The sequence below is a fragment of the Prauserella isguenensis genome, from assembly GCF_014191605.1.
Taxonomy (GTDB): Bacteria; Actinomycetota; Actinomycetes; order Mycobacteriales; family Pseudonocardiaceae; genus Prauserella; species Prauserella isguenensis.
Genome location: NZ_JACHWU010000001.1, coordinates 1,125,086 through 1,149,367, shown reverse-complemented (window position 1 = coordinate 1,149,367; position 24,282 = coordinate 1,125,086). Strand labels below are relative to the sequence as shown.

At 70.2% G+C, this 24,282-nt stretch carries 22 protein-coding genes, 2 tRNA genes and 1 pseudogene; 13 read left to right on the top strand and 12 right to left on the bottom strand.

Features of this window, described 5'->3' with window-relative positions:
• Positions 1-16: 16 nt before the first annotated feature.
• From gndA to metH, 7 genes and pseudogenes are all read left to right on the top strand, one after another.
• Entirely contained in the window at positions 17-1,456 is a 1,440-nt protein-coding gene (gndA, locus tag FHS23_RS05420) for an NADP-dependent phosphogluconate dehydrogenase (RefSeq protein ID WP_183648675.1), read from the top strand.
• Positions 1,389-1,886 (top strand): annotated as a pseudogene (locus tag FHS23_RS23890) (potassium transporter TrkG); the annotation flags it as partial. The gene gndA and the pseudogene FHS23_RS23890, both read left to right, overlap by 68 nt.
• Positions 1,887-2,023: 137 nt before the next feature.
• A complete protein-coding gene (locus FHS23_RS23885) occupies positions 2,024-2,830 on the top strand; it encodes a potassium transporter TrkG (protein ID WP_425501083.1) in 807 nt (268 codons plus the stop codon).
• Complete coding sequence (locus tag FHS23_RS05410; protein WP_221218956.1) at positions 2,823-3,530, top strand: potassium channel family protein; 708 nt, start codon at positions 2,823-2,825, stop codon at positions 3,528-3,530. The genes FHS23_RS23885 and FHS23_RS05410 overlap by 8 nt, the downstream gene beginning before the upstream one ends.
• Positions 3,531-3,688: 158 nt before the next feature.
• Positions 3,689-4,348, top strand: coding sequence for a GNAT family N-acetyltransferase (locus FHS23_RS05405; RefSeq protein WP_183648672.1), 660 nt, complete (start codon positions 3,689-3,691; stop codon positions 4,346-4,348).
• Between the two features lie 90 nt (positions 4,349-4,438).
• A tRNA-Ser gene (locus FHS23_RS05400) sits at positions 4,439-4,527 on the top strand.
• Positions 4,528-4,811: 284 nt separating this feature from the next.
• The gene (metH, locus tag FHS23_RS05395) at positions 4,812-8,540 is read left to right on the top strand and encodes a methionine synthase (RefSeq protein ID WP_183648668.1); all 3,729 of its coding nucleotides are present in this window, start codon (positions 4,812-4,814) and stop codon (positions 8,538-8,540) included.
• Positions 8,541-8,795: 255 nt separating this feature from the next.
• Here the strand turns inward: metH and FHS23_RS05390 are convergent, their stop codons facing one another.
• The 6 genes from FHS23_RS05390 to FHS23_RS05365 form a co-directional block, all read right to left on the bottom strand.
• The gene (locus tag FHS23_RS05390) at positions 8,796-9,134 is read right to left on the bottom strand and encodes a DUF8129 domain-containing protein (RefSeq protein WP_183648654.1); all 339 of its coding nucleotides are present in this window, start codon (positions 9,132-9,134) and stop codon (positions 8,796-8,798) included.
• Between the two features lie 34 nt (positions 9,135-9,168).
• Entirely contained in the window at positions 9,169-9,495 is a 327-nt protein-coding gene (locus FHS23_RS05385; protein ID WP_183648651.1) for a DUF2795 domain-containing protein, read from the bottom strand.
• 83 nt (positions 9,496-9,578) lie between these two features.
• Positions 9,579-10,445, bottom strand: coding sequence for an oxidoreductase (locus tag FHS23_RS05380; protein WP_183648648.1), 867 nt, complete (start codon positions 10,443-10,445; stop codon positions 9,579-9,581).
• A 378-nt stretch (positions 10,446-10,823) separates the two neighbouring features.
• Entirely contained in the window at positions 10,824-11,372 is a 549-nt protein-coding gene (locus tag FHS23_RS05375; protein ID WP_343053655.1) for a potassium channel family protein, read from the bottom strand.
• Between the two features lie 189 nt (positions 11,373-11,561).
• Positions 11,562-12,122, bottom strand: a complete 561-nt coding sequence (locus FHS23_RS05370; RefSeq protein ID WP_183648645.1) for a nuclear transport factor 2 family protein — start codon at positions 12,120-12,122, stop codon at positions 11,562-11,564.
• Entirely contained in the window at positions 12,119-13,723 is a 1,605-nt protein-coding gene (locus tag FHS23_RS05365; RefSeq protein WP_183648641.1) for an FAD-dependent oxidoreductase, read from the bottom strand. Before FHS23_RS05365 ends, FHS23_RS05370 begins: the two co-directional genes overlap by 4 nt.
• A gap of 233 nt (positions 13,724-13,956) precedes the next feature.
• Between FHS23_RS05365 and FHS23_RS05360 the strand changes: the two genes are divergently transcribed.
• From FHS23_RS05360 to FHS23_RS05345, 4 genes are read left to right on the top strand one after another with little or no spacing between them, the layout of a single operon-like run.
• Positions 13,957-14,217 (top strand): hypothetical protein, encoded by a 261-nt coding sequence (locus FHS23_RS05360; RefSeq protein WP_183648638.1) that lies wholly within the window; start codon positions 13,957-13,959, stop codon positions 14,215-14,217.
• A gap of 25 nt (positions 14,218-14,242) precedes the next feature.
• Positions 14,243-14,506 (top strand): hypothetical protein, encoded by a 264-nt coding sequence (locus FHS23_RS05355; RefSeq protein ID WP_183648635.1) that lies wholly within the window; start codon positions 14,243-14,245, stop codon positions 14,504-14,506.
• 7 nt (positions 14,507-14,513) lie between these two features.
• Positions 14,514-17,246 carry an FtsK/SpoIIIE domain-containing protein gene (locus tag FHS23_RS05350; protein WP_183648632.1) on the top strand — a complete coding sequence of 911 codons (2,733 nt, stop codon included), beginning with the start codon at positions 14,514-14,516 and terminating at the stop codon, positions 17,244-17,246.
• Entirely contained in the window at positions 17,239-17,634 is a 396-nt protein-coding gene (locus FHS23_RS05345) for a hypothetical protein (RefSeq protein ID WP_183648629.1), read from the top strand. The genes FHS23_RS05350 and FHS23_RS05345 overlap by 8 nt, the downstream gene beginning before the upstream one ends.
• 165 nt (positions 17,635-17,799) lie before the next feature.
• On the opposite strand, the gene FHS23_RS05340 is transcribed toward FHS23_RS05345, so the two are convergent.
• The 5 genes from FHS23_RS05340 to FHS23_RS05320 all read right to left on the bottom strand — a co-directional run bounded on the left by FHS23_RS05340 (position 17,800) and on the right by FHS23_RS05320 (position 21,395).
• A complete protein-coding gene (locus tag FHS23_RS05340; RefSeq protein ID WP_425501082.1) occupies positions 17,800-19,713 on the bottom strand; it encodes an endonuclease/exonuclease/phosphatase family protein in 1,914 nt (637 codons plus the stop codon).
• A 100-nt stretch (positions 19,714-19,813) separates the two neighbouring features.
• Positions 19,814-20,053 carry a limonene-1,2-epoxide hydrolase family protein gene (locus FHS23_RS05335; RefSeq protein ID WP_183648623.1) on the bottom strand — a complete coding sequence of 80 codons (240 nt, stop codon included), beginning with the start codon at positions 20,051-20,053 and terminating at the stop codon, positions 19,814-19,816.
• A gap of 217 nt (positions 20,054-20,270) precedes the next feature.
• Positions 20,271-20,355: transfer RNA gene (locus FHS23_RS05330), tRNA-Ser, on the bottom strand.
• Positions 20,356-20,415: 60 nt separating this feature from the next.
• Positions 20,416-20,916: a nucleoside deaminase gene (locus FHS23_RS05325; RefSeq protein ID WP_425501081.1), complete on the bottom strand. Its 501-nt coding sequence runs from the start codon at positions 20,914-20,916 to the stop codon at positions 20,416-20,418.
• Complete coding sequence (locus FHS23_RS05320; protein ID WP_183648620.1) at positions 20,913-21,395, bottom strand: tRNA adenosine deaminase-associated protein; 483 nt, start codon at positions 21,393-21,395, stop codon at positions 20,913-20,915. The genes FHS23_RS05325 and FHS23_RS05320 overlap by 4 nt, the downstream gene beginning before the upstream one ends.
• Positions 21,396-21,525: 130 nt before the next feature.
• On the opposite strand from FHS23_RS05320, the gene FHS23_RS05315 reads away from it, so the two are divergent.
• The gene (locus tag FHS23_RS05315) at positions 21,526-22,755 is read left to right on the top strand and encodes a M20 metallopeptidase family protein (protein ID WP_183648617.1); all 1,230 of its coding nucleotides are present in this window, start codon (positions 21,526-21,528) and stop codon (positions 22,753-22,755) included.
• Positions 22,756-22,873: 118 nt separating this feature from the next.
• Positions 22,874-23,863, top strand: coding sequence for a prephenate dehydrogenase (locus FHS23_RS05310; RefSeq protein ID WP_183648614.1), 990 nt, complete (start codon positions 22,874-22,876; stop codon positions 23,861-23,863).
• 136 nt (positions 23,864-23,999) lie between these two features.
• Here the strand turns inward: FHS23_RS05310 and FHS23_RS05305 are convergent, their stop codons facing one another.
• The gene (locus tag FHS23_RS05305; RefSeq protein ID WP_183648611.1) at positions 24,000-24,269 is read right to left on the bottom strand and encodes an antitoxin; all 270 of its coding nucleotides are present in this window, start codon (positions 24,267-24,269) and stop codon (positions 24,000-24,002) included.
• Between the last annotated feature and the right edge of the window lie 13 nt (positions 24,270-24,282).

Below are 24,282 nucleotides of genomic sequence, written 5' to 3'. Positions count from 1 at the left end.
GCGTAGGGTTGGCCCCATGACGAAGAAGGCCGATATCGGCGTGACCGGACTCGCCGTGATGGGGCGGAATCTGGCGCGCAACCTCGCCCGGCGCGGACACACCGTCGCCCTGCACAACCGGTCCGAAACCCGAACCCAAGAGCTGATCGACCAGTTCGGCGACGAAGGCGACTTCGTGCCGACCTATTCGGCGCGTGAGTTCGTCGACGCGCTGGAGCGCCCGCGAAAACTGGTCGTCATGGTCAAGGCCGGTGGGCCGACGGACGCCGTGATCGAGGAGTTCGCACCGCTGCTCGACGAGGGCGACGTCATCGTGGACGCGGGAAACGCGCACTTCGCCGACACCCGCCGTCGCGAGGCCGCGCTGCGTGAGCGTGGTCTGCACTTCGTCGGCACCGGCGTGTCCGGCGGCGAGGAGGGGGCGCTGCACGGGCCGAGCATCATGCCGGGCGGTTCCGCCGAGTCGTACGCCTCGCTCGGTCCGCTCCTGGAGAGCATCTCGGCGCACGTGGACGGCGAGCCGTGCTGCACCCACGTCGGCGAGGACGGCGCGGGCCACTTCGTCAAGATGGTCCACAACGGCATCGAGTACTCGGACATGCAGCTCATCGCGGAGTCGTTCGACCTGCTCCGCGGCGCGCTCGGGTACGAACCGGCGCAGATCGCGGACGTCTTCCGCACCTGGAACACCGGGCGGCTCGAGTCGTATCTGATCGAGATCACCGCCGAGGTCCTCGGGCACACCGACGCCGCGACGGGCAAGCCGTTCGTCGACGTCGTGGCCGACGAGGCCGAGCAGAAGGGCACCGGCCGCTGGACGGTCCAGATCGGACTCGACCTGGGCGAACCGATCACCGGCATCGCCGAGGCAACCTTCGCCAGGTCGCTGTCCGGGCACGCCGACCTGCGCTCGGCCACCCGAGGCCTGGCCGGTCCGACCCGCGCCCGACTGTCCGGCTCCGAGGCCGAGCGGTTCGCCGACGACGTCGAGCAGGCGCTGTACGCGTCCAAAGTGGTCGCCTACGCACAGGGTTTCAACCAGATCCTCGCGGGCGCGGCCGAGTACGGCTGGGACATCGACCTCGGGAAGGTCGCCTCGATCTGGCGCGGCGGCTGCATCATCAGGGCACGCTTCCTCGACGACATCCGCGCCGCCTACGCCGACGAACCGGGCCTGCCGACGCTGCTGACCAGCGGCGGCTTCCGCAAGGCCGTCGAGGACGCGCAGGACTCGTGGCGGTCGGTGGTCCAAACCGCGGTGCGACTCGGCATTCCGACGCCGGGTTTCTCGACCGCGCTGGCCTACTACGACGCGCTGCGCGCCGACCGGCTTCCCGCTGCGCTCGTCCAGGGGCAGCGCGACTTCTTCGGCGCCCATACCTACCGGCGTGTCGACGCCGACGGCGCGTTCCACACCGAGTGGGCCGCCGACGGCCGTCCCGAACACCCCGCGTGAGGTGCTCGGCCGCTTACTGACCCGTCTGCTGCCGAGCTGGCGCCAGCCCGCGCGTGTCGTCGTCGCGGGGTTCGCGGTCGTCGTCGCGTGCGGGACGGCGCTGCTCGCACTGCCCTCAGCGGCCGAGTCCGGCGAGCCGACCGGTCTCGTCGAAGCACTGTTCACCTCGGTGTCGGCGCTGTGCGTCACCGGGCTGATCGTCGTGGACACGCCGGAGCACTGGTCCACGTTCGGCGAGGTGGTCATTCTCGGGCTGATCCAGCTCGGCGGCATCGGCATCATGACGACGGCGTCCCTGCTGGGACTGCTCGTGTCGCGGCGGTTCGGACTGCGGATGCGACTGACGGCGCAGGCGGAGACGAAGGCGCTCGAGCTCGGCGACGTGCGGCGCGTGGTGCGCGGCGTCATCACGGTGTCGCTGCTGCTCGAGCTGATCATCGCGACGCTGCTCGCGGTCCGGTTCGCCACCGGCTACGGCTACGAGGCCGGGCGGGCGGCCTACCACGGCGTGTTCACGCGATCTCGGCGTTCAACAACGCCGGGTTCGCCCTGTACAGCGACAGCCTCATGGGGTTCGCGACCGACGCGTGGATCTGCCTGCCGATCATGTTCGCGATGCTGGCGGGCGGGCTGGGATTCCCCGTGTGGCTGGAGCTGTGGCGGCATCGGCGGCCGCGCCGCCGCGGAGACGAGGTGCGCCGGTGGTCGATGCACGCCAAGCTGACGCTGCTGACGACGAGCGTGCTGCTGGGCATCGGCGTCGTCGTCATCACGATCGCCGAGTGGAACAACCCGGAGACGCTCGGCGGCTTCGGCCTCGCGGGAAAGCTGCTGGCGGGTGCGTTCCACGGCGCGATGCCGCGGACGGCCGGGTTCAACAGCGTCGACGTCGGCGAGATGGAATCGGGGACGTTGCTGGTCAATGACATCCTGATGTTCATCGGCGGCGGCAGTGCGGGCACGGCGGGCGGCATCAAGGTGACGACGTTCGCGCTGCTGGCGTTCGTCATCTACTCGGAGATCAAGGGTGAGCCGTCGGCGCACGCCTTCGGCCGCAAGATCCCTGCGCTGGTGCAGCGGCAGGCGCTGACCGTGGTGCTGCTCAGCGTCGCGGCGGTCATGCTGAGCACGTTGGCACTGTTGGCGTTGACGCCGTTCCGCCTCGAGCAGGTGCTGTTCGAGGTGATCTCGGCGTTCGCGACGGTCGGACTGTCCACCGGCATCACCGCCGACGTGGGCACGGCCGGCCACCTCGTGCTGTCACTGCTCATGTTCCTGGGACGCGTCGGCCCGATCACGCTGGCTTCGGCGCTGGCGTTGCGGGACCGTTCCCGTCGGTACGAACTTCCGGAAGAGAGGCCGATCGTTGGCTAGGTGGGCGAGCAGGAACGCGCCGCGGACGTCCCACGACGTCAACCGCGTCGTGGTCATCGGGCTCGGTCGGTTCGGCGGCTCGCTGGCGCTGGAGCTGATCGCGAGCGGGTTCGAGGTGCTGGGGCTGGATCGTGACCCCAAGCTCGTGCAGCATTTCGCGGACGAGCTGACGCACGCGGCCGTTGCGGACACGACGGATCCCGACGCGCTGGTCCAGCTCGGGGTGCCCGACTTCCAACGTGCCGTCGTCGGCATCGGCAACGACATGGAGGCGAGCATCCTGACGACGTCGGTCATCGCCGACTTCGGCATCCCCCACATCTGGGCGAAGGCGACGAGCAAGCGGCACCGGCGGATCCTCGAACGTGTCGGCGCCCACCACGTCGTCCTGCCCGAACACGACATGGGCGAACGCGTGGCTCACCTCGTGACGGGACGGATGCTCGACTACATCGAGTTCGAGGACGACTACGCGCTCGTGAAGACGACGGCACCCGACGCGGTGCTGGGCGTGCCGCTGGGGCAGACGTCGATCCGCAAGCGGTACGGCGTCACGGTCGTGGGCATCAAGCGGCCCGGCGAGAAGTTCACGTATGCCACGCAGGAGAGCGCCGTCGAGCGCCACGACCTCCTCGTGGTGGCGGGCCGCCGGAGCCAGGTGGAGGCCTTCGCCAACCTGACGTCGACACCCCCACGCTGAGTAACCGTCTTGCGGAGGACGGGATGTCCCCGGGGCACCTTGACGGCGTCGAACGCCCCGAGGTGCCTGGGGGCGCCTGACGGACCCACCCGGGCAGACCGTGCGGTCACGGTGCGTATCCGACGGACATCGGTGGACGGCGGGGCGATACTGACGGCATGCTGGCCGACCACTTCCCGCTCCTGGGGTTGCGGGTGCGCACGCCGCGCCTCGAGCTGCGGCTGCCCGACGACGACCAGCTGGCCGCCCTCGCCGAGCTCGCCGCGGCCGGCATCCACGAGCCCGGCACCATGCCGTTCCTGCATCCGTTCACCGAGGCACCGCCCGACGTCGTCGCCCGGTCCGTGGTGCAGCACCACTACCGCATGCGGGGCGAGCTCTCCCCGGACACGTGGGCGCTGCCGCTGACCGTGTTGTGGAACGGCACCGTCGCCGGCATGCAGGCCCTCGAGGCCACGGAGTTCGCCGTCACCCGCCAGGTCGGCAGCGGCTCGTGGCTCGGGCGTGACCACCAGGGCAAGGGCATCGGCACGGAGATGCGCGCCGCGGCGCTGCACCTGGCGTTCGCAGGGCTGGGGGCGGAGGTCGCCCGTTCGGAGTCTTTCGACGACAACCCGGCGTCGGCGGCCGTGTCGCGCCGGCTCGGCTACGCCGACGACGGCACCGCCCGCCACGCCGTCCTCGGCCGCCGCCGCATCGGCCACCGCTTCGTGCTCACCCGCGAGGCGTGGGAACGCCACCGGAGCGTCGACGTGGCGATCGACGGCCTGGAGCCGTGCCTGCCGCTACTCGGTGCCGACGGCCCGCCCACGACGTGACCGCCGCCGCAGCGGCCCGAACGGCGGGTCCGGTCGCCGCAGCTCAGACCCGTTATCAGCGGTCACTCGCAGTCCTGTACCCTTTTCCGCGGAGGATTGGCCGAGCGGCCTAAGGCGCACGATTGGAAATCGTGTTGGGTTAATAGCCCTCACGGGTTCGAATCCCGTATCCTCCGCCAGTCGACAACGCCGGGCAAGCCCATCACGGGCCGCCCGGCGTTGTCGTTTCACGTCCCCGGGTCGACGGGGTGTTTCAGAGTCGATCGGGCGTTTCAGAGGCGCGCCGGGCGGCCGAGGTCAACCGAGCGGTGAGCTTCCTCGCAAAACGCTCGCGACCACAGGCCGGGGACACCTTAGGCTGGGGTGTGCCGAGAGGCGTTGCAACGGGCTGCCAGTGGCAGGGGGCGGTCCGCCACGCTCGGTGAGAACCTCCAAGGACGCCTTCCGACCAGGAAGGCAGGGCATGAGCAACGTTCAGCCAGACCGCACCGACCAGCTCACCGCGCTCCTGCGTGAGCGGATCATGATCATTGACGGTGCGATGGGCACGATGATCCAGCAGGAGTCGCCCGGCGAGTCCGAGTACCGCGGCGAGCGTTTCGCCGACTGGGGCTGCGACGTCAAGGGCAACAGCGACCTGTTGGTGCTCACCCAGCCGGAACTGATCGGCGGTATCACGCGCCGGTTCCTCGAGGCGGGCGCGGACATCGTCGAGACCAACACCTTCAGCGCGACCACCATCGCGCAGGCCGACTTCGAGATGGAGGAGTTGGTCTACGAGCTGAACTACGAGGGCGCCCAGGTCGCCCGCAAGGCAGCCGACGAGTTCTCGACCGCCGACAAGCCGCGGTTCGTGGCGGGCGCGATGGGCCCGACGAACCGCACCGCGTCGATCTCCCCGGACGTCAACGACCCCGGCGCCCGGAACGTCTCCTACGACGAGCTCGTCACCGCGTACCTGCAGCAGGCCAACGGCCTGGTGGACGGTGGCGCCGACCTGCTGCTGATCGAGACGATCTTCGACACCCTCAACGCGAAGGCCTGCATCTTCGCGCTCGAGACACTCTTCGAGGAGCGGGGCCGGCGCTGGCCGGTCATGGTCTCCGGCACCATCACCGACGCCTCGGGCCGCACGCTGTCCGGCCAGACCACCGAGGCGTTCTGGAACTCGATCCGGCACATCAACCCGCTGCTCGTCGGCCTGAACTGTGCGCTCGGTGCCGCCGAGATGCGCCAGTACGCCGCCGAGCTCAGCCGCATCGCGGACTGCTTCGTGCACTGCTACCCGAACGCGGGCCTGCCCAACGCGTTCGGTGAGTACGACGAGTCGCCCGAGCAGATGGCGCCCGTGGTCCGCGAGTTCGCCGAGGCCGGCCTGGTCAACGTGCTCGGTGGCTGCTGCGGCACCACCCCGGAGCACATCGGCGCCATCGCGAAGGCCTCCGAGGGGCTGGCGCCGCGCGTGCCGGCCGAGCCCGCGCCCGCGACGCGGCTGTCCGGCCTCGAGCCGTTCAACATCGACAACTCGTCGCTGTTCGTGAACGTCGGCGAGCGGACCAACATCACCGGCTCGGCCCGGTTCCGCAAGCTGATCAAGGACAGCGACTACGACACCGCCCTGTCGGTGGCCGTGCAGCAGGTGGAGAACGGCGCACAGGTCATCGACGTCAACATGGACGAGGGCATGATCGACGGTGTCGCCGCGATGGACCGCTTCCTGAAGCTCATCGCCTCCGAACCCGACATCAGCCGCGTGCCGATCATGGTCGACTCCTCCAAGTGGGAGGTCATCGAGGCCGGCCTGAAGAACATCCAGGGCAAGCCGATCGTCAACTCGATCTCGCTCAAGGCGGGCGAGGACGAGTTCATCCAGCAGGCCCAGCTCTGCAAGAAGTACGGCGCGGCCGTCGTCGTGATGGCCTTCGACGAGGACGGGCAGGCCGACAACCTCGAGCGCCGCAAGGAGATCTGCAAGCGCGCCTACGACATCCTCGTCGACCGGGTGGGATTCCCCCGCGAGGACATCGTCTTCGACCCGAACGTGTTCGCCGTGGCCACCGGCATCGAGGAACACGCCACCTACGGTCTGGACTTCATCGAGGGCGCCCGCTGGATCAAGGAGAACCTGCCGGAAGCGAAGATCTCCGGCGGCATCTCGAACGTCTCGTTCTCGTTCCGCGGCAACAACACCGTGCGTGAGGCGATCCACGCGGTCTTCCTGTACCACGCGATCGACGCGGGTCTGGACATGGGAATCGTCAACGCAGGCGCGCTCGCCGTCTACGACGAGGTCGCCCCCGACCTGCGGGACGCCATCGAGGACGTCATCCTCAACCGCACCGACGACTCGCAGGCCGCGACCGAGCGGCTCCTGGAGCTCGCCGAGCGGTACCGGGGCGACGGCACCTCCACCGACGAGACCGCCGACGAGTGGCGCGAGCTGCCGGTCGGTGAGCGGATCACGCACGCGCTCGTGAAGGGCATCGACACCTACGTCGAGGACGACACCGAGGAGCTGCGCCTCGAGATCGAACAGCGCGACGGCCGGCCGATCGAGGTCATCGAGGGCCCGCTGATGGATGGCATGAACGTCGTCGGCGACCTCTTCGGCGCGGGCAAGATGTTCCTGCCCCAGGTGGTCAAGAGCGCCCGCGTGATGAAGAAGGCCGTGGCGTACCTGATTCCCTTCATCGAGCAGCAGAAGGCCGACGCCGGCACCACCGGCGAGAAGGACACCAACGGCACCGTCGTGCTCGCCACCGTGAAGGGCGACGTCCACGACATCGGCAAGAACATCGTCGGCGTCGTGCTGCAGTGCAACAACTTCGAGGTCATCGACCTCGGCGTGATGGTGCCCGCCCAGAAGATCCTGGACGCCGCCAAGGAGCACCAGGCCGACGTGATCGGCCTGTCCGGTCTGATCACCCCGTCGCTGGACGAGATGGTCAACTTCGCCTCCGAGATGCAGCGCCAGGAGTTCGACGTCCCGCTGCTGGTCGGCGGCGCCACCACCTCGCGTGCCCACACAGCCGTCAAGGTCGACCGCAAATACGACGGCCCCGTCGTGTGGGTCAAGGACGCGTCCCGGTCGGTGCCGGTCGTGGCCTCGCTGCTGCACGACGAACAGCGCGAGACGCTGATGGCCGAGGTGCAGGCCGACTACGACGCCCTGCGCACCCGCCACTCGAACAAGCAGGGCAAACCGCTGATCAGCCTCGAGCAGGCGCGGGAGAACCGCACCCCGCTCGACTGGTCGTCGTACACCCCGCCGACGCCCGCCAAGCCGGGCATCCACGTGCTCGAGGACTACGACCTCGCCGAGCTGCGGGACTACATCGACTGGCAGCCGTTCTTCAACGCGTGGGAGATGAAGGGCTCGTTCCCCGACATCCTCAACAACCCGTCGACCGGTGAGACCGCGCGCAAGCTGTACGACGACGCGCAGGCCATGCTCGACAAGCTGACCGAGGAGAAGTGGCTGACCGCCAACGGCGTGATCGGCTTCTTCCCGGCCAACGCGGTCGGCGATGACATCGAGCTCTACACCGACGAGCAGCGCAGCGAGACCCTGACGACGCTGTTCAACCTGCGCCAGCAGGGTGAACACCGCGAAGGCGTTCCGAACCGCTCCATCGGCGACTTCGTCGCGCCGAAGGAGACGGGTCTCGAGGACTGGGTCGGCGGCTTCGCCGTGACCGCGGGCCTGGGCACGCAGAAGAAGATCGCCGAGTTCAAAGAGAACCTCGACGACTACAACGCGATCCTGCTCGAGTCGCTGGCGGACCGGCTCGCCGAGGCTTTCGCCGAGCGGATGCACGAACGCGTGCGTAAGGAGTTCTGGGGCTACGCCCCCGACGAGGAGCTCGACAACGTCGGCCTGATCAAGGAGAAGTACGACGGCATCCGGCCCGCGCCGGGCTACCCGGCGTGCCCGGAGCACACCGAGAAGCAGACGCTGTGGAAGCTGCTCGACGTCGAGAACACCACCGGCATCGAACTCACCGAGTCGATGGCGATGTGGCCGGGCGCGGCGGTTTCCGGCTTCTACTTCAGCCACCCGGAGTCGCGGTACTTCGTGGTCGGCAGGCTGGGCCGCGACCAGGTCGAGGACTACGCGCAGCGCAAGGGCTGGTCGATGGCCGAGGCCGAGCGCTGGCTGTCGGCGAACCTGGGTTACGACCCGGAGGACTGATCCTCGGGCCGGCGAACACGGCCGCTGCGCCGTACGTCCGGGTAGCCGGCGCGGCCGGGCCGGGCCGCTGAGTTCCGGTTCCGATCAGCCGGAAACGCCGGGTGGGTCACGTGACCCACCCGGCGTTTCGCTGTCGGCGGTTCCCCGAAGGAGCGCCGCTACGGGCGAAAGAGCGCCCCTGGAGCGCGGAGGCTCTGCGTCAAAGGCTTTGCGTCAAAGGCTCTGTGTCAAAGGCTCTGCGTCAAAGGCTCTGCGTCACGGCCTGTCGCGATCGGCCGTCTGGCCCGCGACGCCGTGTCGGAGCGGCGCACCCGGGCCTGCCGCACTGTCACGCGAGACGGGCGAGCCGTGCGGCGTGTCCGCCGGCTTCCCGGTCCCGTCCCACTGGTCACCGCCCGACGGCTCGGCACCCTCGGCGAGCTGCTGCCTCCGGGTTCGCAACAGCTCCAGCACGGGCGTGCGGTTGCCGTGCTGCTGCTCGTGTTCGATCAGGGTCTCGATGTCGTCGGCCGACAGTGCGCGAATCTGGTGCTGCAGCTTGGCGATCGGCAGCTCGTCGTAGTCGGGAAGAGGAAGGGCGCTGTCGGAAGTCATCGCGTGCACCTCACGTGTGAAACGGTCGTGGTGGTCAGCTTCCCCGGTTCTCGCCGAGTTCCTCGACGATGGGATTTGCGGGCACTTCGGTCTGGTGTTCCGCGAGCCCCGACCGGGTGTTGTGGCGAGCCTGCTTCGCCTTGTCCGAACTCGACCGGCCTTCCTCGGCTCCCATGTCCATCGGAACCGACTGGATCACCTCGCCGATGTTCTCGTACTCCGCCGGTGGCATCGCCCGGAGCGCCTGCGCCACGTCCTCCGCGGAGCCGTGGGACTCCGCGTGGGTCACCAACGTCTCCTTGTCGGCGGGGAAGTCCACCGACGAGAGCGCTGCCTTGACCGATTCGCGGTCCGTACTCATCACCGACCCCCTTCTGCTCGGTCGCTCCGCGGGCCGTACCCGAGGCGCCGCGGCCGCAAACCCGCCGGGGCGCCTCCGGCTCCTCACGCAGCGTTGTCGAGTTCGGCCAGGTCGCTCTCGCTCAGTGGGACGTCGGCGATCCGCATGTTCTCCTCGAGATGCGCCACCCGTGACGTGCCGGGGATCAGCAGTACGTTGTCCCGGCGGGCGAGCAGCCAGGCCAGCCCCACCTGCGCCGGCGAGGCCCCCACCCGCTCGGCCACCGCCCGGACCGTGGCGTTGCCGGTCACCTTCGGCATGTCGGGGAACGCCGATCCGAGCGGGAAGTACGGGACGTAGGCGATTCCTTCGTCGTGGCACAGCTCCAGCCCGTCGGCGCCGGAGCGGTCCACCAGGCTGAACGCGTTCTGCACGCACACGATGCCCGCCTGTTCGATCGCCTGCCGGACCTGGGCGAGTGTCGCCGTGGAGATGCCGATACCCGCGATCTTGCCCTCGGCGCGCAGCCCGACCAACTCCGCGAGCTGGTCCTCGAGGGGGATCTGCTGGTCGGCGGGCAGTTCGTGCTCGTCCATCCGGCGCAGGTTCACGACCGCGAGCCGGTCGACACCCAGCGTGCGCAGGTTCTCCTCGACGGCCGCGCGCAACTGTCCCGGCCGCTGGGCGGGCACGAACCCGCCCTGTTCGTCACGGACCGCACCGACCTTGGAAGCCAGCGCGAGACCGTCCGGGTACGGGTGCAACGCTTCGCGGATCAGCTCGTTCGCGACGTCGGGCCCGTAGAACTGCGCGGTGTCGATGTGGTCGACACCCAGCTCGACCCCGCGGCGCAACACCGCGACGGCCTCGTCGTGATCACGCGGCGGCCCCATGACTCCGGGGCCGGGAAGCTGCATCGCACCGAAACCGATGCGGTGCACGGGGAACCGGCCGAGGGAATACGTCTCCATGGCTGCGACGCTAGCCGCGCCCGAGACGGGTCACAAACCACGGTCAGTGGTGATACGCGGGTGCGACCGCGTGGCCGGCCCCTTGCCGATGAGCCGGCCGAGGCCGGCGTTCATCGCTCCCGTACGTCGCTCGGGCGTCGGGCCTACCCACACACGCCCGTGTTGCGGGTTCCGGGGCCCGTGTTGCCGATTCCGGGGCCCGTGTTGCGGGTTCCGGGGTGCGTGTTGGGGATTCCGAAGCCGGTGCGTCACCGGGTGACTGCGCCCCAGCGGGAGAGTGTCGGCAGCGCCTGCGGGACTACGCCGACGCCAGGGCCTGCATCGTCTCGCTCATGTCCGGCACCGACGCCGAACAGCTCGCGAGAACACGTCGGCCCACTAGGCAGACGGTCCCTGGTCCGCGCGGCGCAGGGCGGTCCGCACCGCGCCGACGACGGCCCGCGCCGCGAAGCCCACGACGACGATCCCCATCGCCATCTGGATCATGGTCAGGATCCGCGCGGCCTCGGTGCGCGGGACGATGTCACCGAAGCCCACCGTCGCGAACACGGTGACGGTGAAGTACAGCGCGTCGGTACGGCCCAGGTCCTCACTGAAACTTCCCGGTTGCGCCCGGTCCAGCCCGGCATAGGCCGACGCGAAGAGCGCGTGCAGCAACGGCAGCCCGACGGCGACCAGCTGCGTGGCTTTCAGCCGCGGCGTGTCGGACACGGCGATCGCCCTGAGCTGCCAGGCGACCGCCACCCCGAAGGCCACCAGCGCGACACCGAACCGTAGCCACGGGCCGACTTCGAACGGTCGGTCCAGCGGCACGAGGTAGTAACCGGTGATCACGAGCCCGGTGCTGAGCAGTGTCCGCAGTACCGCACCGGCGACGAGGCGTCTACGCGCACCGGCGGGCAGCTCCTCGAATCGCCGTCGTCCCACCGCCCGACCTCCGGACCCGCGCCCTCACCTGCACGTCACGGGTACGGATACCCCGGCCGCCCCGCGCGACACGTGGTCGCCGCCGTGGTGAGGCGCCTCAACCCGCACGTGCCCCCTCGGTCGACGACGGCCGGACGCAACACAGGCCCCGGAGAACGCAACACGAGCCCCGGAAAGCGCAACACGGCGTCAGGGGAGGTAGGACTTCAGCCACTCCGGCGGGCGGCCCCTGGTGAGCAGTTCGGGCCAGTCGCCGGGGCGTTCGTCGCCGTAGGCGCGCACGCGCAGGTCCTTGCCGAGGACGTCGGCGTACTCGGTGACCTCGGTGTAGTACATGTACGACATGAGCCGGTCGGCGAACCGCCAGCCGGTCGACGTGCGCCGGTACACGTCCTGGTACCGCAGTGCGACCACCATGGCCTTGCCGTCGCGGACGACCTCGGCGTGGCTGGCGAGCTGGCCGTGGGCGACGTCCGGATCGTTGTCGTCGAAGCGCACCACGTGACCGTGCGTGAAGTGGTTCGTCGGGCCGAGCGCCTTGAACCGGCCGAGGTAGGTCGTCACGATCTCGTCGATGCCGTTCGCGGCGAAGACACCGTCGGCCGACCGCAACGTCCCGCCCTCGCAGAAGATCTTGCGAATTCCGTCCTCGTCGCGTTCGTCCATGATGTAGCCGTAGAGCACGGCCAGGTCCTGGATCGCGTTCCTGTCCTCGATCCGCTGGATGCGCTGCTCGAGTGTTGCCGTCATCGCCTGCCTCCCGAAGCCGCCGCGCGCCCGGCGCGGTATCCGAACACGAGCGCGGGACCGAGCGTGCCGCCCGCCCCGCCGTACACCATTCCGGTGGGCCCGGCCATGGCGTTTCCCGCGGCGAAGAGGCCTGGGATCGGCTCTCCATCCACAGTGAACACCGATCCATCCACATCGGTCTGTGGACCGCCCTTGGTGCCGAGGGTGCTGATGTGGAGTTGCACGGCGTAGTACGGACCTTCGTCGAGCGGTCCGAGGGTGGATCCCGCTCCCGGGTAGTACCGCTTGTCGCCGACGAAGCCGTCGTAGGCACTCGCGCCGCGGGCGAAGTCTGCGTCGACGCCGTCGGCGGCCATGCCGTTGAACCGCTCGACGGTGCGCTCCAGAGTGGCCGGTTCGACGTCGATCTCCCGTGCCAGTTCGCCGAGCGTGCCGGCACGCAGTGCCCAGTCCGGAGCCTGCCCCGGCGGGAGCGTGAAGCCGCCGTACTCCTCGACGTGCCGGGCGTCGAAGATCAGCCAGCACGGGTCGTTGAGATAGTCGAAGTCGGACGGGTCGAGCCGGTGGAACGCGCCGCCGAGCGCGTTGTAGTTGGCCGCCTCGTTGGTGAACCGCTCACCCGCCCGGTTCACCATGATCGACCGTGGCAGCGTGCGTTCCCGCAGTACGAGGTGCACCGCCTGCTCACCGTGGTTCCGCTGACCGGGCAGCACGCACACCGGCACCCACCACGCCTCGCGCATGTTGCCGAGCCGCGCACCGGCCTTCATCGCCATGCGCAGGCCGTCGCCGGTGTTGGTCGGCACGGTCGCGGGATAGGACATCGGGCCGCGGAGGAAGTCTCGCACCAGGTCGGAGTCCCATTCGAACCCGCCGGTCGCGATCACGACGCCGTGACGTGCCGTGGCCGTCGAGCCGTCGGCGAACCGCACGCCGCGTACCACGTTCCCGTCCTGGATCAGCTCGACGGCGGCCGCGCCGGTGACGGGTTCGACCCCGTGGTCGAGGCAGCCCTTCAGCAGGGCACCGATCATCGCGCGGCCGAGCCCCTCGAGGTGCTGCCGCTCACGACGGTTCGCCTCGTCGGGGCCCACGACGCCCGTGCCGCCGCCGACCGGCGTCTCTCGGACCATCATGCGGCGGGTTCGCCCCTCGATGCGGTCGGCCCACGCGCCGAGCTCGTCGAACGCGAACAGCTCCGGCTCCACGGAACGGCCGCCCTGCGGCTTCCCGCCGGGGTGTTCGGGGTGATAGTCCGGATAGCCGGGCACGAGACTCAGGTGCAGCGGTGTGCGCGTTTCGAGCCAGTCGGTGACCTCGGAGGTCCCGCCGACGAACGCCTCGGCCATGCCGGGCCGGATCATGCCGCGGGAGAGCGACTCGAGGTATCGCACACCCTCGGCCCGCGAATCCTCGACGCCTGCCTCCCGCGCGTACCGATTGTCCGGCAACCATGCGACACCGCTCGACAGGCAGGTCGTACCACCGATCAGGGACGACTTCTCGAACAGGCCCACGCTCGCCCCCGCGTCCGCCGCCGACAGCGCCGCGGTCATCCCCGCGGCCCCGGTGCCCAGCACCACGACGTCGAACTCAGCCATGAGCTCTCCTCCTCAATCGAGGATAACCATGCTAAGCGATTTCGCCACAGCGTCAATGGGTCGGACCAGCTCCCGAACGGCACCGCTGATCGGCTCGACACATGAAGGAGATTCGCAGTCGGAGGCGAACACGGAGCGTCAGAGAATTCGAGGCACCTCCACACTCCTGCCGAGGCGTGGTCACGCTAAGTTGGGATGCGACACGTACCGAACATGTCCTAGGAGTCCGCCCCATGGCCGGAGTGGAAGAGATCCGCGCGGGGATCGCCGCCGCGAACGAGAAAGCTTCCGCCAGCATCGCCGCACTTCAACAGGCCGCCCAGACACTCGAGGAAGCGCAGCAGACCCTCGCGATGGCGACCGAGGGCAGCACGCAGGAGGACGTCAGCCAAGCGCACGGGCTCATGGCCGAGGCGATCCAGGGCATCACGGGCACGCAGAGCACCATCCAGGCGTGCATCTCGTCGACCGAGGGCTACGCGGCCCGCCTCTGAGCGGCACCGGATCCGTGTTCACGCGATGTCACTACACGAATTGCGCACCTCGCTGGGCGTCGTCCGGTCGGGCCTCACCGACACCGCTGCGCAGGCGGCCCACGCCAGGGAGCTACTCGAGGACTACCGGCGCGCGCTGCTCAGCGCCCAAAGCGGCACCGGCACGGCCGCGTCGGGTGAGCCGTGGCTCCCACCGCCGCTGGCGCGCGCGTTCGACCAGCTGGACGAGCACATCGCCCAGCTCGGCAACGTCGAATCGGCCCTGAACCAGTACGAAGCAAGGTTGTAGCAGCCGCATGGGCAGGAAGAAGGGCGAGCAGCGCGCTCGGGTCGTCACCGCTCTCGACCAACTCCGCCACCAGATCGGCCTCGCGCTCGGTGCCGCCCGCAACGCGCGCACGGGCGCCGAGCACGAACTCGCACAGCGCAGACTCGAACAGGAGGTCGTGCGCACCGGACTCGAGCGCGCGGTCGCCGACCCGGAACTCGCCGCGCGGATGACCACCCCGGCGATGGCGGGTGTGGTCGAACGGCTCGCTACAGTCCGTGACCGGTTCTACGCCGACTGGGCGGACGGCCCTCGGCGACTCCGCGAGCTCGTCGCCACGTCCGCGCCCGGACCCGCGGGGGCACCGCCCGGCGAATGGCTCGGCCGCATCGGCACCGACCCCGGCCTGTCGTCGCCGGAGTTGTGGCGGATCGGCGACTCCACAGTGGACATCGGCGGCGGGCAGTCGTTCGACGTCGCCGTGCCACTGCTCGACGCCTCCCACCTCGCGATCACGTCGGCGCCGAACACGCGCGTCACCGTGGACGCGCTCGTCGAGTCGCTGCTGATGCGCGTGCTGTCGACGTTCGAACCCGGAGCGGTGAAGGTCCACCTCTGGGACATCGGCCAGCTCACCGGCGTGCTGCCGCACTTCTACGCGCTCACCCGCACCAGCGCCGTCACGGTGCACGACCCGACGCGCCTGGCCGACCTGCTCGACGACTTCGCCGGGCACATCCGCCGCATTCACGGCTACACCATGCAGGCGGGGCACCCGTCGTTGCGGGCCATGCGCGCCGCGACGGGTAAGCGCCTCGAACCCTGGCGGGTCGGCGTGCTCTACGGCAACGGCGAGGACCTGCAACCGGAGCAGATCCGCGACATCAAACGTGTCGCCAGCGGCGCTCTCGAGGCCGGCATGTCGCTGATCCTCGTGGACGTGCCCACGATGCTCGACGGCGCGGTCGAGAACGTCCACGTGACGGCCGAACGCACCGCGGTGACGAGCATGACGGGCCCCGACCTGGCGGTCCGCCTCGATCCGCCACTGCCCGCGAGCCAGGTGACGGCCGCCGCGGGCAGGCTCGCCGAGGCGCTCGTCGCCAAGCAGGGTGGTCCGCGGACGTTCGGGGACCTGCTGCCCACGGAGTTCGGCACCGAGTCGTCGGCCGTCGAGCTCCGCGCTCCGGTGGGGTTCCACGAGGGCGAGCCGGTCGACGTCGTGATCGGCGACGCCACGCCGCACGCGCTGATCGGTGGGCCGAGCGGATCCGGCAAGACGAACTTCCTGTATGCGTTGCTGGGTTCGCTGTGCGCGCGGTACTCGCCGAACGAACTGTCGCTGTACCTACTCGACTTCAAGGAGGGCGTCTCGTTCGCAGGCCTGGCGCCCGGCCGCAAGGAGGAGAGCTGGCTGCCGCACGCGCGGCTGGTCGGCGTGAACGTCAACACCGACCGCGAGTTCGGCCTGGCACTGCTGCGGTTCCTCACCGACGAACTGCGCCGCCGTTCGGCCGCCGCCAAGCAGCACGAGGTCACCACACTGTCGGAACTGCGGCAGCAGGATCCGGCCGGTCACTGGCCGCGGATCGTCGCCGTCGTCGACGAGTTCCAGTACCTGTTCGGCGAGCGCGACTCGGTGACGGCGCTGGCGACGTCGCTGCTCGAGGACGTCGCGCGCCGGGGCAGATCGCAGGGCATCCATCTGATCCTGGCGAGTCAGGACATCGCAGGCATCGAGGCGTTCTGGGGCAAGCCGGCCGTGTTCGAGCAGTGCACGCTGCGCATCGCGATGCCGAAGGCCCGCCGCGTGCTCGCCGAGGCCAACCAGGCGGCCGTCGCCGCACCGCGCTGGCACGCGGTCGTCAACCACGAGTCCGGCATCGGGCACGGCAACAGCCTGGCGCACGTCCCCGACGCGAGCTCCGGCGGTGTATTCCCCGCACTGCAACGTGAGCTGTGGCAACGCTACGGCTCGACGAGCGTGCCGCGGCTGTTCGACGGCGCCCACGCGCCCGTGCTCGCCGAGTCGTCGGCCTACACGGCGTTGTCGCGTTCGGACCGTCCACGGGCGATCGTCGGCCAGTCCATCGACGTGGCCGACACGGCACACGCCGTCGAACTGTCGGCCGCGCCGGGACGCAATCTCGCCGTGCTCGGCACGGGCCAGCGCGACGCGGTGTCGGTCCTGGACTCGGCGGTGCGTTCCGTGGCGCGGCAGTGCGCACCGGGCGACGTCGAGTTCGCGTTGGCATGCCTGGTCGAGCAGTGCACGCCCGCGGTGACGGCGCTGTCCGACGAGTTGTCGTCCGGCGGGCACAAGGCGGAGGTCGTCACGACGGACACACTCACCGATCTGGTGACGGCGTGGGCCGGACAGGAGTCGACCGCGCGGCGGATCCTGGTGGCCTACGGCGTCGACGCGGCGCTGCCGACCTTGGAGGCCAAGGAGCCCGGCAAGTCCAGCGGCCTCGACCACCTGCGGGCGTTGCTCAAGCACGGCCCGGCGCGCGGGGTGCACGTGCTCGGCTGGTGGCGCAGCGTGGCGCGGCTCAAGGACACGCTCGGATTCGGCGGCACCGACGACATCGGCGCGTGGGCGGCACTCGACGTGCAGGGCAACGAGCTGTCGACCCTGGCGGCGGGACAGGTCGTGCACTGGTCGCCCCGGCCCGACCGCGCCCTGTTCTTCGACCGGACGACCTTGTCGGCTCCGGAGATCGTCGTCCCGTTCCGGCGTGAGGAGGATTCCGATGACTGACGGATACGGCGCATCGGCGGCGGGCGGTGGTGCGACGTCGGCGGCGGCGCGGTACAAGGAGACCATCGGGTTGGCGCGCACGGCGGCCGAGGAGCTGCGCACGTGGGAGCAGGCGCGGGAACAGCAGCTGTACGCCGAGATCCAGGCCGCGGAGGAGAACCTGACCGCGGCGACCGAGGCCGAGGAGGCGATGGCCGACCGGGCGCGCCGGTGGTGGTCGATGGCGCGGGACAACGTGGCGCGGCTGTCGTGGCTCGACGTGGGCGCCGACCCGGAGCCGGTGCCGACCGCGCGCGGCGAACAGGCGTCCCGCTATGCCGACGACATCCGGCCCGCCTACCACGAACTCGCCCAGGCGGTGCTGAAACTGGGCTGGCGCGCCCGCTGACGTCGAACCGGTTTCCCCGGTGGAAGCCGGCCCCGCACGAGCGCAGCTCCACGCCACCGGCCCCGGGGAACGCGCCACCGGCCCCGGAATCCACAACCCGGTCGCGCACGACAACGGCCGGCCGTCCGCAAGGGACGACCGGCCGCAAGCCCGGCTACCTCGTCGTCACCTTCCGAAGTGCGACCAGAACCGGTCCCAATGGTCGAAGTTGTGGCCCGCGGACGGCTTGAAACGGACGATCTGCGGGTCGTGGTCACTGGCCTGCTCGGCGAACTCGGAGTTGATGCGCACGACGTCGTAGTCGACCCGGCGCAGCGAGTCGGACACGAGGATGTGGTCGAGCACCTGCGAGTTGCCCTCGTAGACGTAGCTGTACCGTTCCTTCGCGGGCAGCGTGTCGATCAGCGACGTGAGCGCACCGCCGTCGGTCAGCGTCGCCACGGTCTCGGAGAACTGGAAGTCGTTCAGATCCCCGGCGACGACGACGTTGGCGTTCGGCTGCACCTGTTGCAGCTCGTCGACGAAGCCCCGCACGACCTCGGCCTGTTCGTGGCGCTGTTCCTCGGACGAACGCGTCGGCGGCTGATACCGGCCGTGGATCGGCTCGTCGCCGCCCTTCGACGCGAAGTGGTTCGCCACGACGAACACCGTCCGCCCACGGAACTCGAACTCACCGGCGAGCGGCTTGCGGCTGTCGTCCCACGCTTCGTGCTGCGGATCGATCCTGCCCGGCGACGCCGACAGTTTCGCCGTGCCGCGGCGCGTCTTCTCGACCTCGACGGCCGTGGTCGCGTCGCCACCCTCACGGTCCACGAACGACACTCGCTTCGGGTTGAAGAGGAATCCCACGCGGATGTTGCCGCCCGGCTGGCCGCCGTCGGTGAGGTCCTGCGGGTCGATCTGGCGGTACTCGTACTTCGGCCCACCCGCGGCCTCGATCGCCTCGACGAACCTGTCGAGCGTCTCGTCGGCCGCCACGACGCCGTCGCCGTTGCCGTCGGCACCGTTGTTGTCCTGGATCTCCTCGAGCGTCACGACGTCGGGCGACCGCAGGTTCTTCGCGACCCCCTCGGCGAGGTCGTCGAACGTGGCCTGCTCGTCGACGGCGGACAGGTTCTCCACGTTGTACGTCGCCACGGACAACTCTCCGGGGCGCTGCTCCTGTGTCGTCTCGCGCTCGAGCCCGCCACTCTCGACCTCGCCCAGCTCGGTGGCTTGCAGCGTGTAGCCGCCGTACTGGTCGTACTCCAGCGGACCGGTCGTGGTGCCGGTGAGCGTGTCGCCGACGTTCGCCGTCGGGAACGGGCGCTCCGAGAACGGGATCAGCGACTCGATCTTCAGCAGCCCGGTGTTCGGCGCGTCGTAGTCGCCGTAGACGACACCGCCCCGCGGGGTGCGGTTCTGTTCCGGCTTCGTGGTCACGTACAGCTCGTCGTAGTCCGTGCTGCGACTGACCAGCGGCGCATCGGCGACCGACACGCGCTCACCTTCGTGGGCCTCCCAGAAGTCCAGCGCGTACTTGTCGGGCCGGAGCTCGAACTCCTCCAGGTCGCCCCTCTCGGGCGCGAGCGTCTCCGGTACGGCGTCCGGGGTCAGCTCGAGGGCCTCGGGCAGCTCGTTGCCCGACGAGGCGACGGTCCACTCGGCGTCGCCCAGCTGTGTGGACGTCTGGAACGCCGAATCCCGCCCCTGCGGCCGGTACTCGCTCACCTCGCCGGTGACCGACACCTCGTCACCGACGGCCACGTCCGGGGTCTCGTCACCGTTGTAGACGAACAGCGCCTCGCTCGTCCGCGGATCGTCGTCCGGCTGGGGGTCCTGCACCCAGAAGCCCCGGACGCTGCCGAACTGTCGCTTCGCGGTCACGATGCCGGGCACGGTGACGGTCTGGCCGTCCACGGGGGAGATCCGCCCGGTGCCCTGGACGTCATGGATGCGGGTGTCGGAGGCGGCCTCCGGGGTCCGGTCGTTCGCTGCGGTGTGTGCGTTCGCTGGGGTGGCGAGCACGAGCGAACCGGCCACCGCTGTCGCGGAGAGTGCCGAGACGACCCGCGTCGCGCGTCTGGAGAGTGCGGTCACGGCACGCATCTTTACCCATTCGGGTTATCGCCGAAAGGAGAATGCCCGAGCCGGAGGGGTCCGTTCGTCGGTTGTTCATCGGCGCGAACGTGCGCAGTGATCAGCGGCGAGCCGAACGTCCCACCGTGGACCGGACCACCTGCACCGGTGCGTCGACCCCGCCCCGCGCGCTCGTAGCGAGCACGGTGGTCCAGTCGACATAGTCCCGCCACAGCACGATCTCGCCGCCGGAGACCTCGAACGTGCCGCACACCGAGGACGCGGCCCGCCGGCGTCCGGCGGCGAGCACGTCGGTGCGTTCGGTGAGTACGACCGGCCCGTCGGCGGGCTGATCGGACATCGACGTCTCCTCGGCTCTCGGCGCGGACACGAGGGCCGGGATGCTACTCCGCAGTACCCGTCTCGAGAAGCCGCACCGATCTTGAGCAGGTGCGGCGACCTCGAGAAGCCGCACCGATCACGGGCGCCTGAACACACGAAACGGGGCAGGCGCTCATCATGAGCACCTGCCCCGTTTCAGATCTCCTCGGAGACTGCTCTCCCTCAGAGACCAAGCGCGGTAGCGGTGGGATTCGAACCCACGGAGGCTCTCACCTCACGCGATTTCGAGTCGCGCTCCTTCGGCCGCTCGGACACGCTACCGCTAAATAGGTTACGACACGGCCGACCACCGATTACACGGGGGTGGGTCTCCCGCACCGCTCAACCGGCGTCGCCCCGATGCGCTGCGAAGAACTCCTCGAGCAGGGCCGAACACTCCGTTTCGAGCACGCCACCGAGCACTTCGGGCCGGTGGTTCAACCTGCGGTCACGCACGACGTCCCACAGCGACCCGGCCGCCCCCGTCCGCGGTTCCCACGCCCCGAACACGACGCGGTCGACACGTGCGAGCACGAGTGCACCCGCGCACATCGTGCACGGCTCGACCGTCACGGCCAGGGTGCAGCCCGTGAGCCGCCAGCCGTCGCCGTGTTCGGCCGCCGCGGCGCGCAGTGCCAGCACCTCGGCGTGCGCCGTCGGGTCGCCCAGCGCCTCACGCGCGTTGCGGGCGCCCGCGAGCAGCCTGCCGCCCGCGTCGAACACGGCCGCCCCGATCGGCACGTCCGCGTCCGCCGCAGCACCGCCGCGGACACCGTCGAAGCCGTGTCTCGCGAAACGCAGTGCCTCGCGCACCGCGGACTCGTCGGCGTGCGACGGGTTCACAGCTCGTCGAGGACCTTGTTGAACTCGTCGCCGAACCCGCAGCGCTGCGCGATCATGCCCAGCTGCTCGTCCGGGTACAGATCCGTCTCACCCGCGATGACCTCGAGCTCGGGCGCGGGCATACCCAGATCGGACAGCACCTCGAGGTCACCCTCCGGCCAGATCGTGTCGTCGTCCTCGTCGGGCGGTTCGGCACGCAGCAGGTCCAGCACGTCGGCGGCGATGTCGTAGTCCAGCGCCGCCGCGGCGTCCGACATCATCAGCTGGGCGCCGCTCGGCGTGGGGCGGACGATCACGAAGAACTCGTCGTCCACCGCCAGCATTCCGAACACCGCGCCCGTCGAACGCAGTTTGCGCAGTTCGGTGATGGCAGCGTCGAGTTCGGCGAGTGCGGCCTGGTCCAGCGCACTGCACTGCCACCGGCCGTCCTCGCGCACGACGGCCACCGCGAATCCCGTGATCGGCTCCTCCACCGGCATGGGCCCTACCGTATACCCGCGTGACCTTAGGTGACGGCTCGAAAGCGGCCCGTCTGTTTCGCCGTCCGTTTCGCGGCGGTTCGCCACCGACGGTCACGGGGCTCGGGCGGCTCGTGCCAGGATCGACCGCATGACCGGACCCGAACAGCTCCCCACCCTTCCCGACCTGGTGTTGCCCCGGCTGCTCGACGAGGCACGGCAGCTGCAGCCGGACACCGTTGCGCTGCGCAGGCGCCTCCACGCCGGCCCCGAGATCGGCCTCCGGCTGCCGAACACCCAGCGGCGGATCCTCGACGCGCTCGACGGCCTGCCGCTGGAGATCACCACCGGGAAGACGTCGACGTCGGTCACCGCCGTGCTGCGCGGCGCGAAGCCCGGCCCCTCGGTGCTGTTGCGTGGCGACATGGACGCGCTGCCGCTCCAGGAGGAGTCCGGTCTCGAGTTCCCGTCCGAGGTCGACGGCGTCATGCACGCCTGCGGGCACGACACGCATGTGGCGATGCTCGTCTCGGCGGCGCGCCTGCTGTCCCGGCACGTCGACGAGCTCGCAGGCTCGGTCGTGTTCATGTTCCAGCCCGGAGAGGAGGGCCAGCACGGCGCACGGCACATGATCCACGAAGGCGTGCTGGAAGCAGCGGGCGAACGCGTCGAGCGGGCGTTCGGCGTCCACATCTACCCGACACTGCCGAGCGGCACGGTGCACACCAGGCCCGGTCCGCTGATGGCCGCGGTGGACGACTTCCACGTGCGCGTCCTCGGCAAGGGCGGGCACGGCTCGGTGCCGGAGGCGGCGATCGACCCGATCCCGGCGGCCGCGGCGCTGGTCGGCGCGCTGCACACGATGTCGAGCAGGCGCTTCGCCGCGACGGAACCGGCCGTGCTGTCGGTGACGCACCTCGAGGCGGGCACGACCACGAACATCATCCCGGAGACGGCGTTCGTCGAGGGCACGATGCGCACCCTGTCCGACGGCGCGCGGGCCACGATGCGCGCCGAGGTGGAGAAGGTGTGCGAGGGCATCGCCGCGGCGTACGGCTGCCGGGTGCAGATCGACCTCACGCCGGGGTATCCGGTGACCGCCAACGACCCCGACGAGGCCGCGCGCGTGCTGGACCTCGCGTCGACCGTCCTCGGACCGGACAACGCCGCCCCGCTGCCGGAGCCGATCATGGGCGGTGAGGACTTCTCGTACGTGCTGCAGCGCGTGCCCGGTGCGTTCGCCCTGCTCGGCGGCTGCCCGCCGGACGTCGATCCCGCGGAGGCGCCCGCGAACCATTCGAACCGCGTCCGTCATCACGAGGACGCCATGGCCCATGGCGTAGCCATGCACGCCGCCTACGCCCTGTCGACGTTGCGATAGGCGCAGGGGGTGGTTGTGCCCGCAAGGTGCCCTTGAGGGCACGCTCGGTGCCATCAGGGCACGCCCGGTGCGCTCGGGGACGGGCGCGGGCTGACGGGTGTGTGCCAGGATCTGCACCGTGCGTGACGTGTGTGTGATCGGACTGGGACTCATCGGCGGGTCGGTGCTGCGGGCCGCCGTGGCCGCAGGCCGCACCTGCTGGGGAGTCTCCGACTCCCAGGCGGACGTCGACGCCGCCCTCGCCGACGGGTACGACGCCACCACCGGACTCGCGAGCGCCCTGGACCGCGCCGCGGACGCCGACGCCCTCGTCGTACTCGCCGTGCCGCTCACCGCGGTCGACGACGTCCTCCGCACGGTCGCCTCACACGCACCGCACTGCCTGCTCACCGACGTCACGAGCGTCAAGGCCCCGGTGCGCGACGCCGTCGCCCGCCTCGCCCCGCAGACGCGCTACGCGGGCGGGCATCCGATGGCGGGAACGGCCGAGTCCGGCTGGAAGGCCGCGACGGCGACGCTGTTCGACGGCGCGACCTGGGTCGTGTGCGCCGAGGAGGCCGCGGCCGACGACGAGCCCGGCACGGACCTCACGGCATGGCGAGAGGCCGCGGCGCTGGCGTTCGACGCCGGTGCTCGGGTCATCGCGCTGCCCGCGCTCGCGCACGACGGCACGGTCGCCAGGACGTCACACCTGCCGCATCTGCTCGCCGCGGTACTGGCGAACGTCGCCGGGGCCGGCGGGCCGCTGACGGCCGCTCTCGCGGCGGGATCGTTGCGGGACGGTACCCGCGTCGCGGGCACGCGCCCGGAACTGGTGCGAGCCATGACCGAGGGCAATCGCGGCGCGCTGCTGCCCGTACTCGACGAGGCGCTGGGTCTGCTCGGCGCGGCACGCGGGTCACTGGCCTCGACCGGCGGGCTCGCCGCCACGATCGACGCGGGTCACGCGGCCCACGCAGCCCTCGAACAACAGCAGGGGGCACCGCGCACGCCGGTCACACTGGACCTGCGTGCCGCCGATGCCCTCGAAGGGCTGCTCTCACTGGGTGAACGCGGCGGCTGGTTGACGTCGCTCGACGGCGACGTGCTCACCGGCGAGGTCGCCTGACCCGGTGACCCGACCGCGGCCGCCCGGCCTGGCCGACGCCGACCCGCCCGGGGCAGGCGGTGCTCACCGCGCCGGCACCACAGCGTTCATCGCCGCCGGCAGGACCCCGGTCGCCCCGGGCCCGCCGGCCGCGGGCTCAGTGCCCGCTCGGTCCGCTCGGCCCGGACGGGCCCGACGGGCCGGGCTGCTGGCCACCCTGGCCACCGCCCTGGTCGCCCTCGTCACCGGCCTGCTTGTGCAGGGCGTCCTTGGCCTTCTGGGTCGCGTTGTCGATCTTGTCGGCCTTGTCGCCGAACTTGGACTTGGCAAAACCGCTCGCCTTGTCCAGGCCCTGTTCGACCTTGTCACTGTTCTTGCTCAGGGCGTCCTGAGCCTTCTTCTTGATCTCGCCGAAGTTGATGCCCATGTGCCCAATCCAC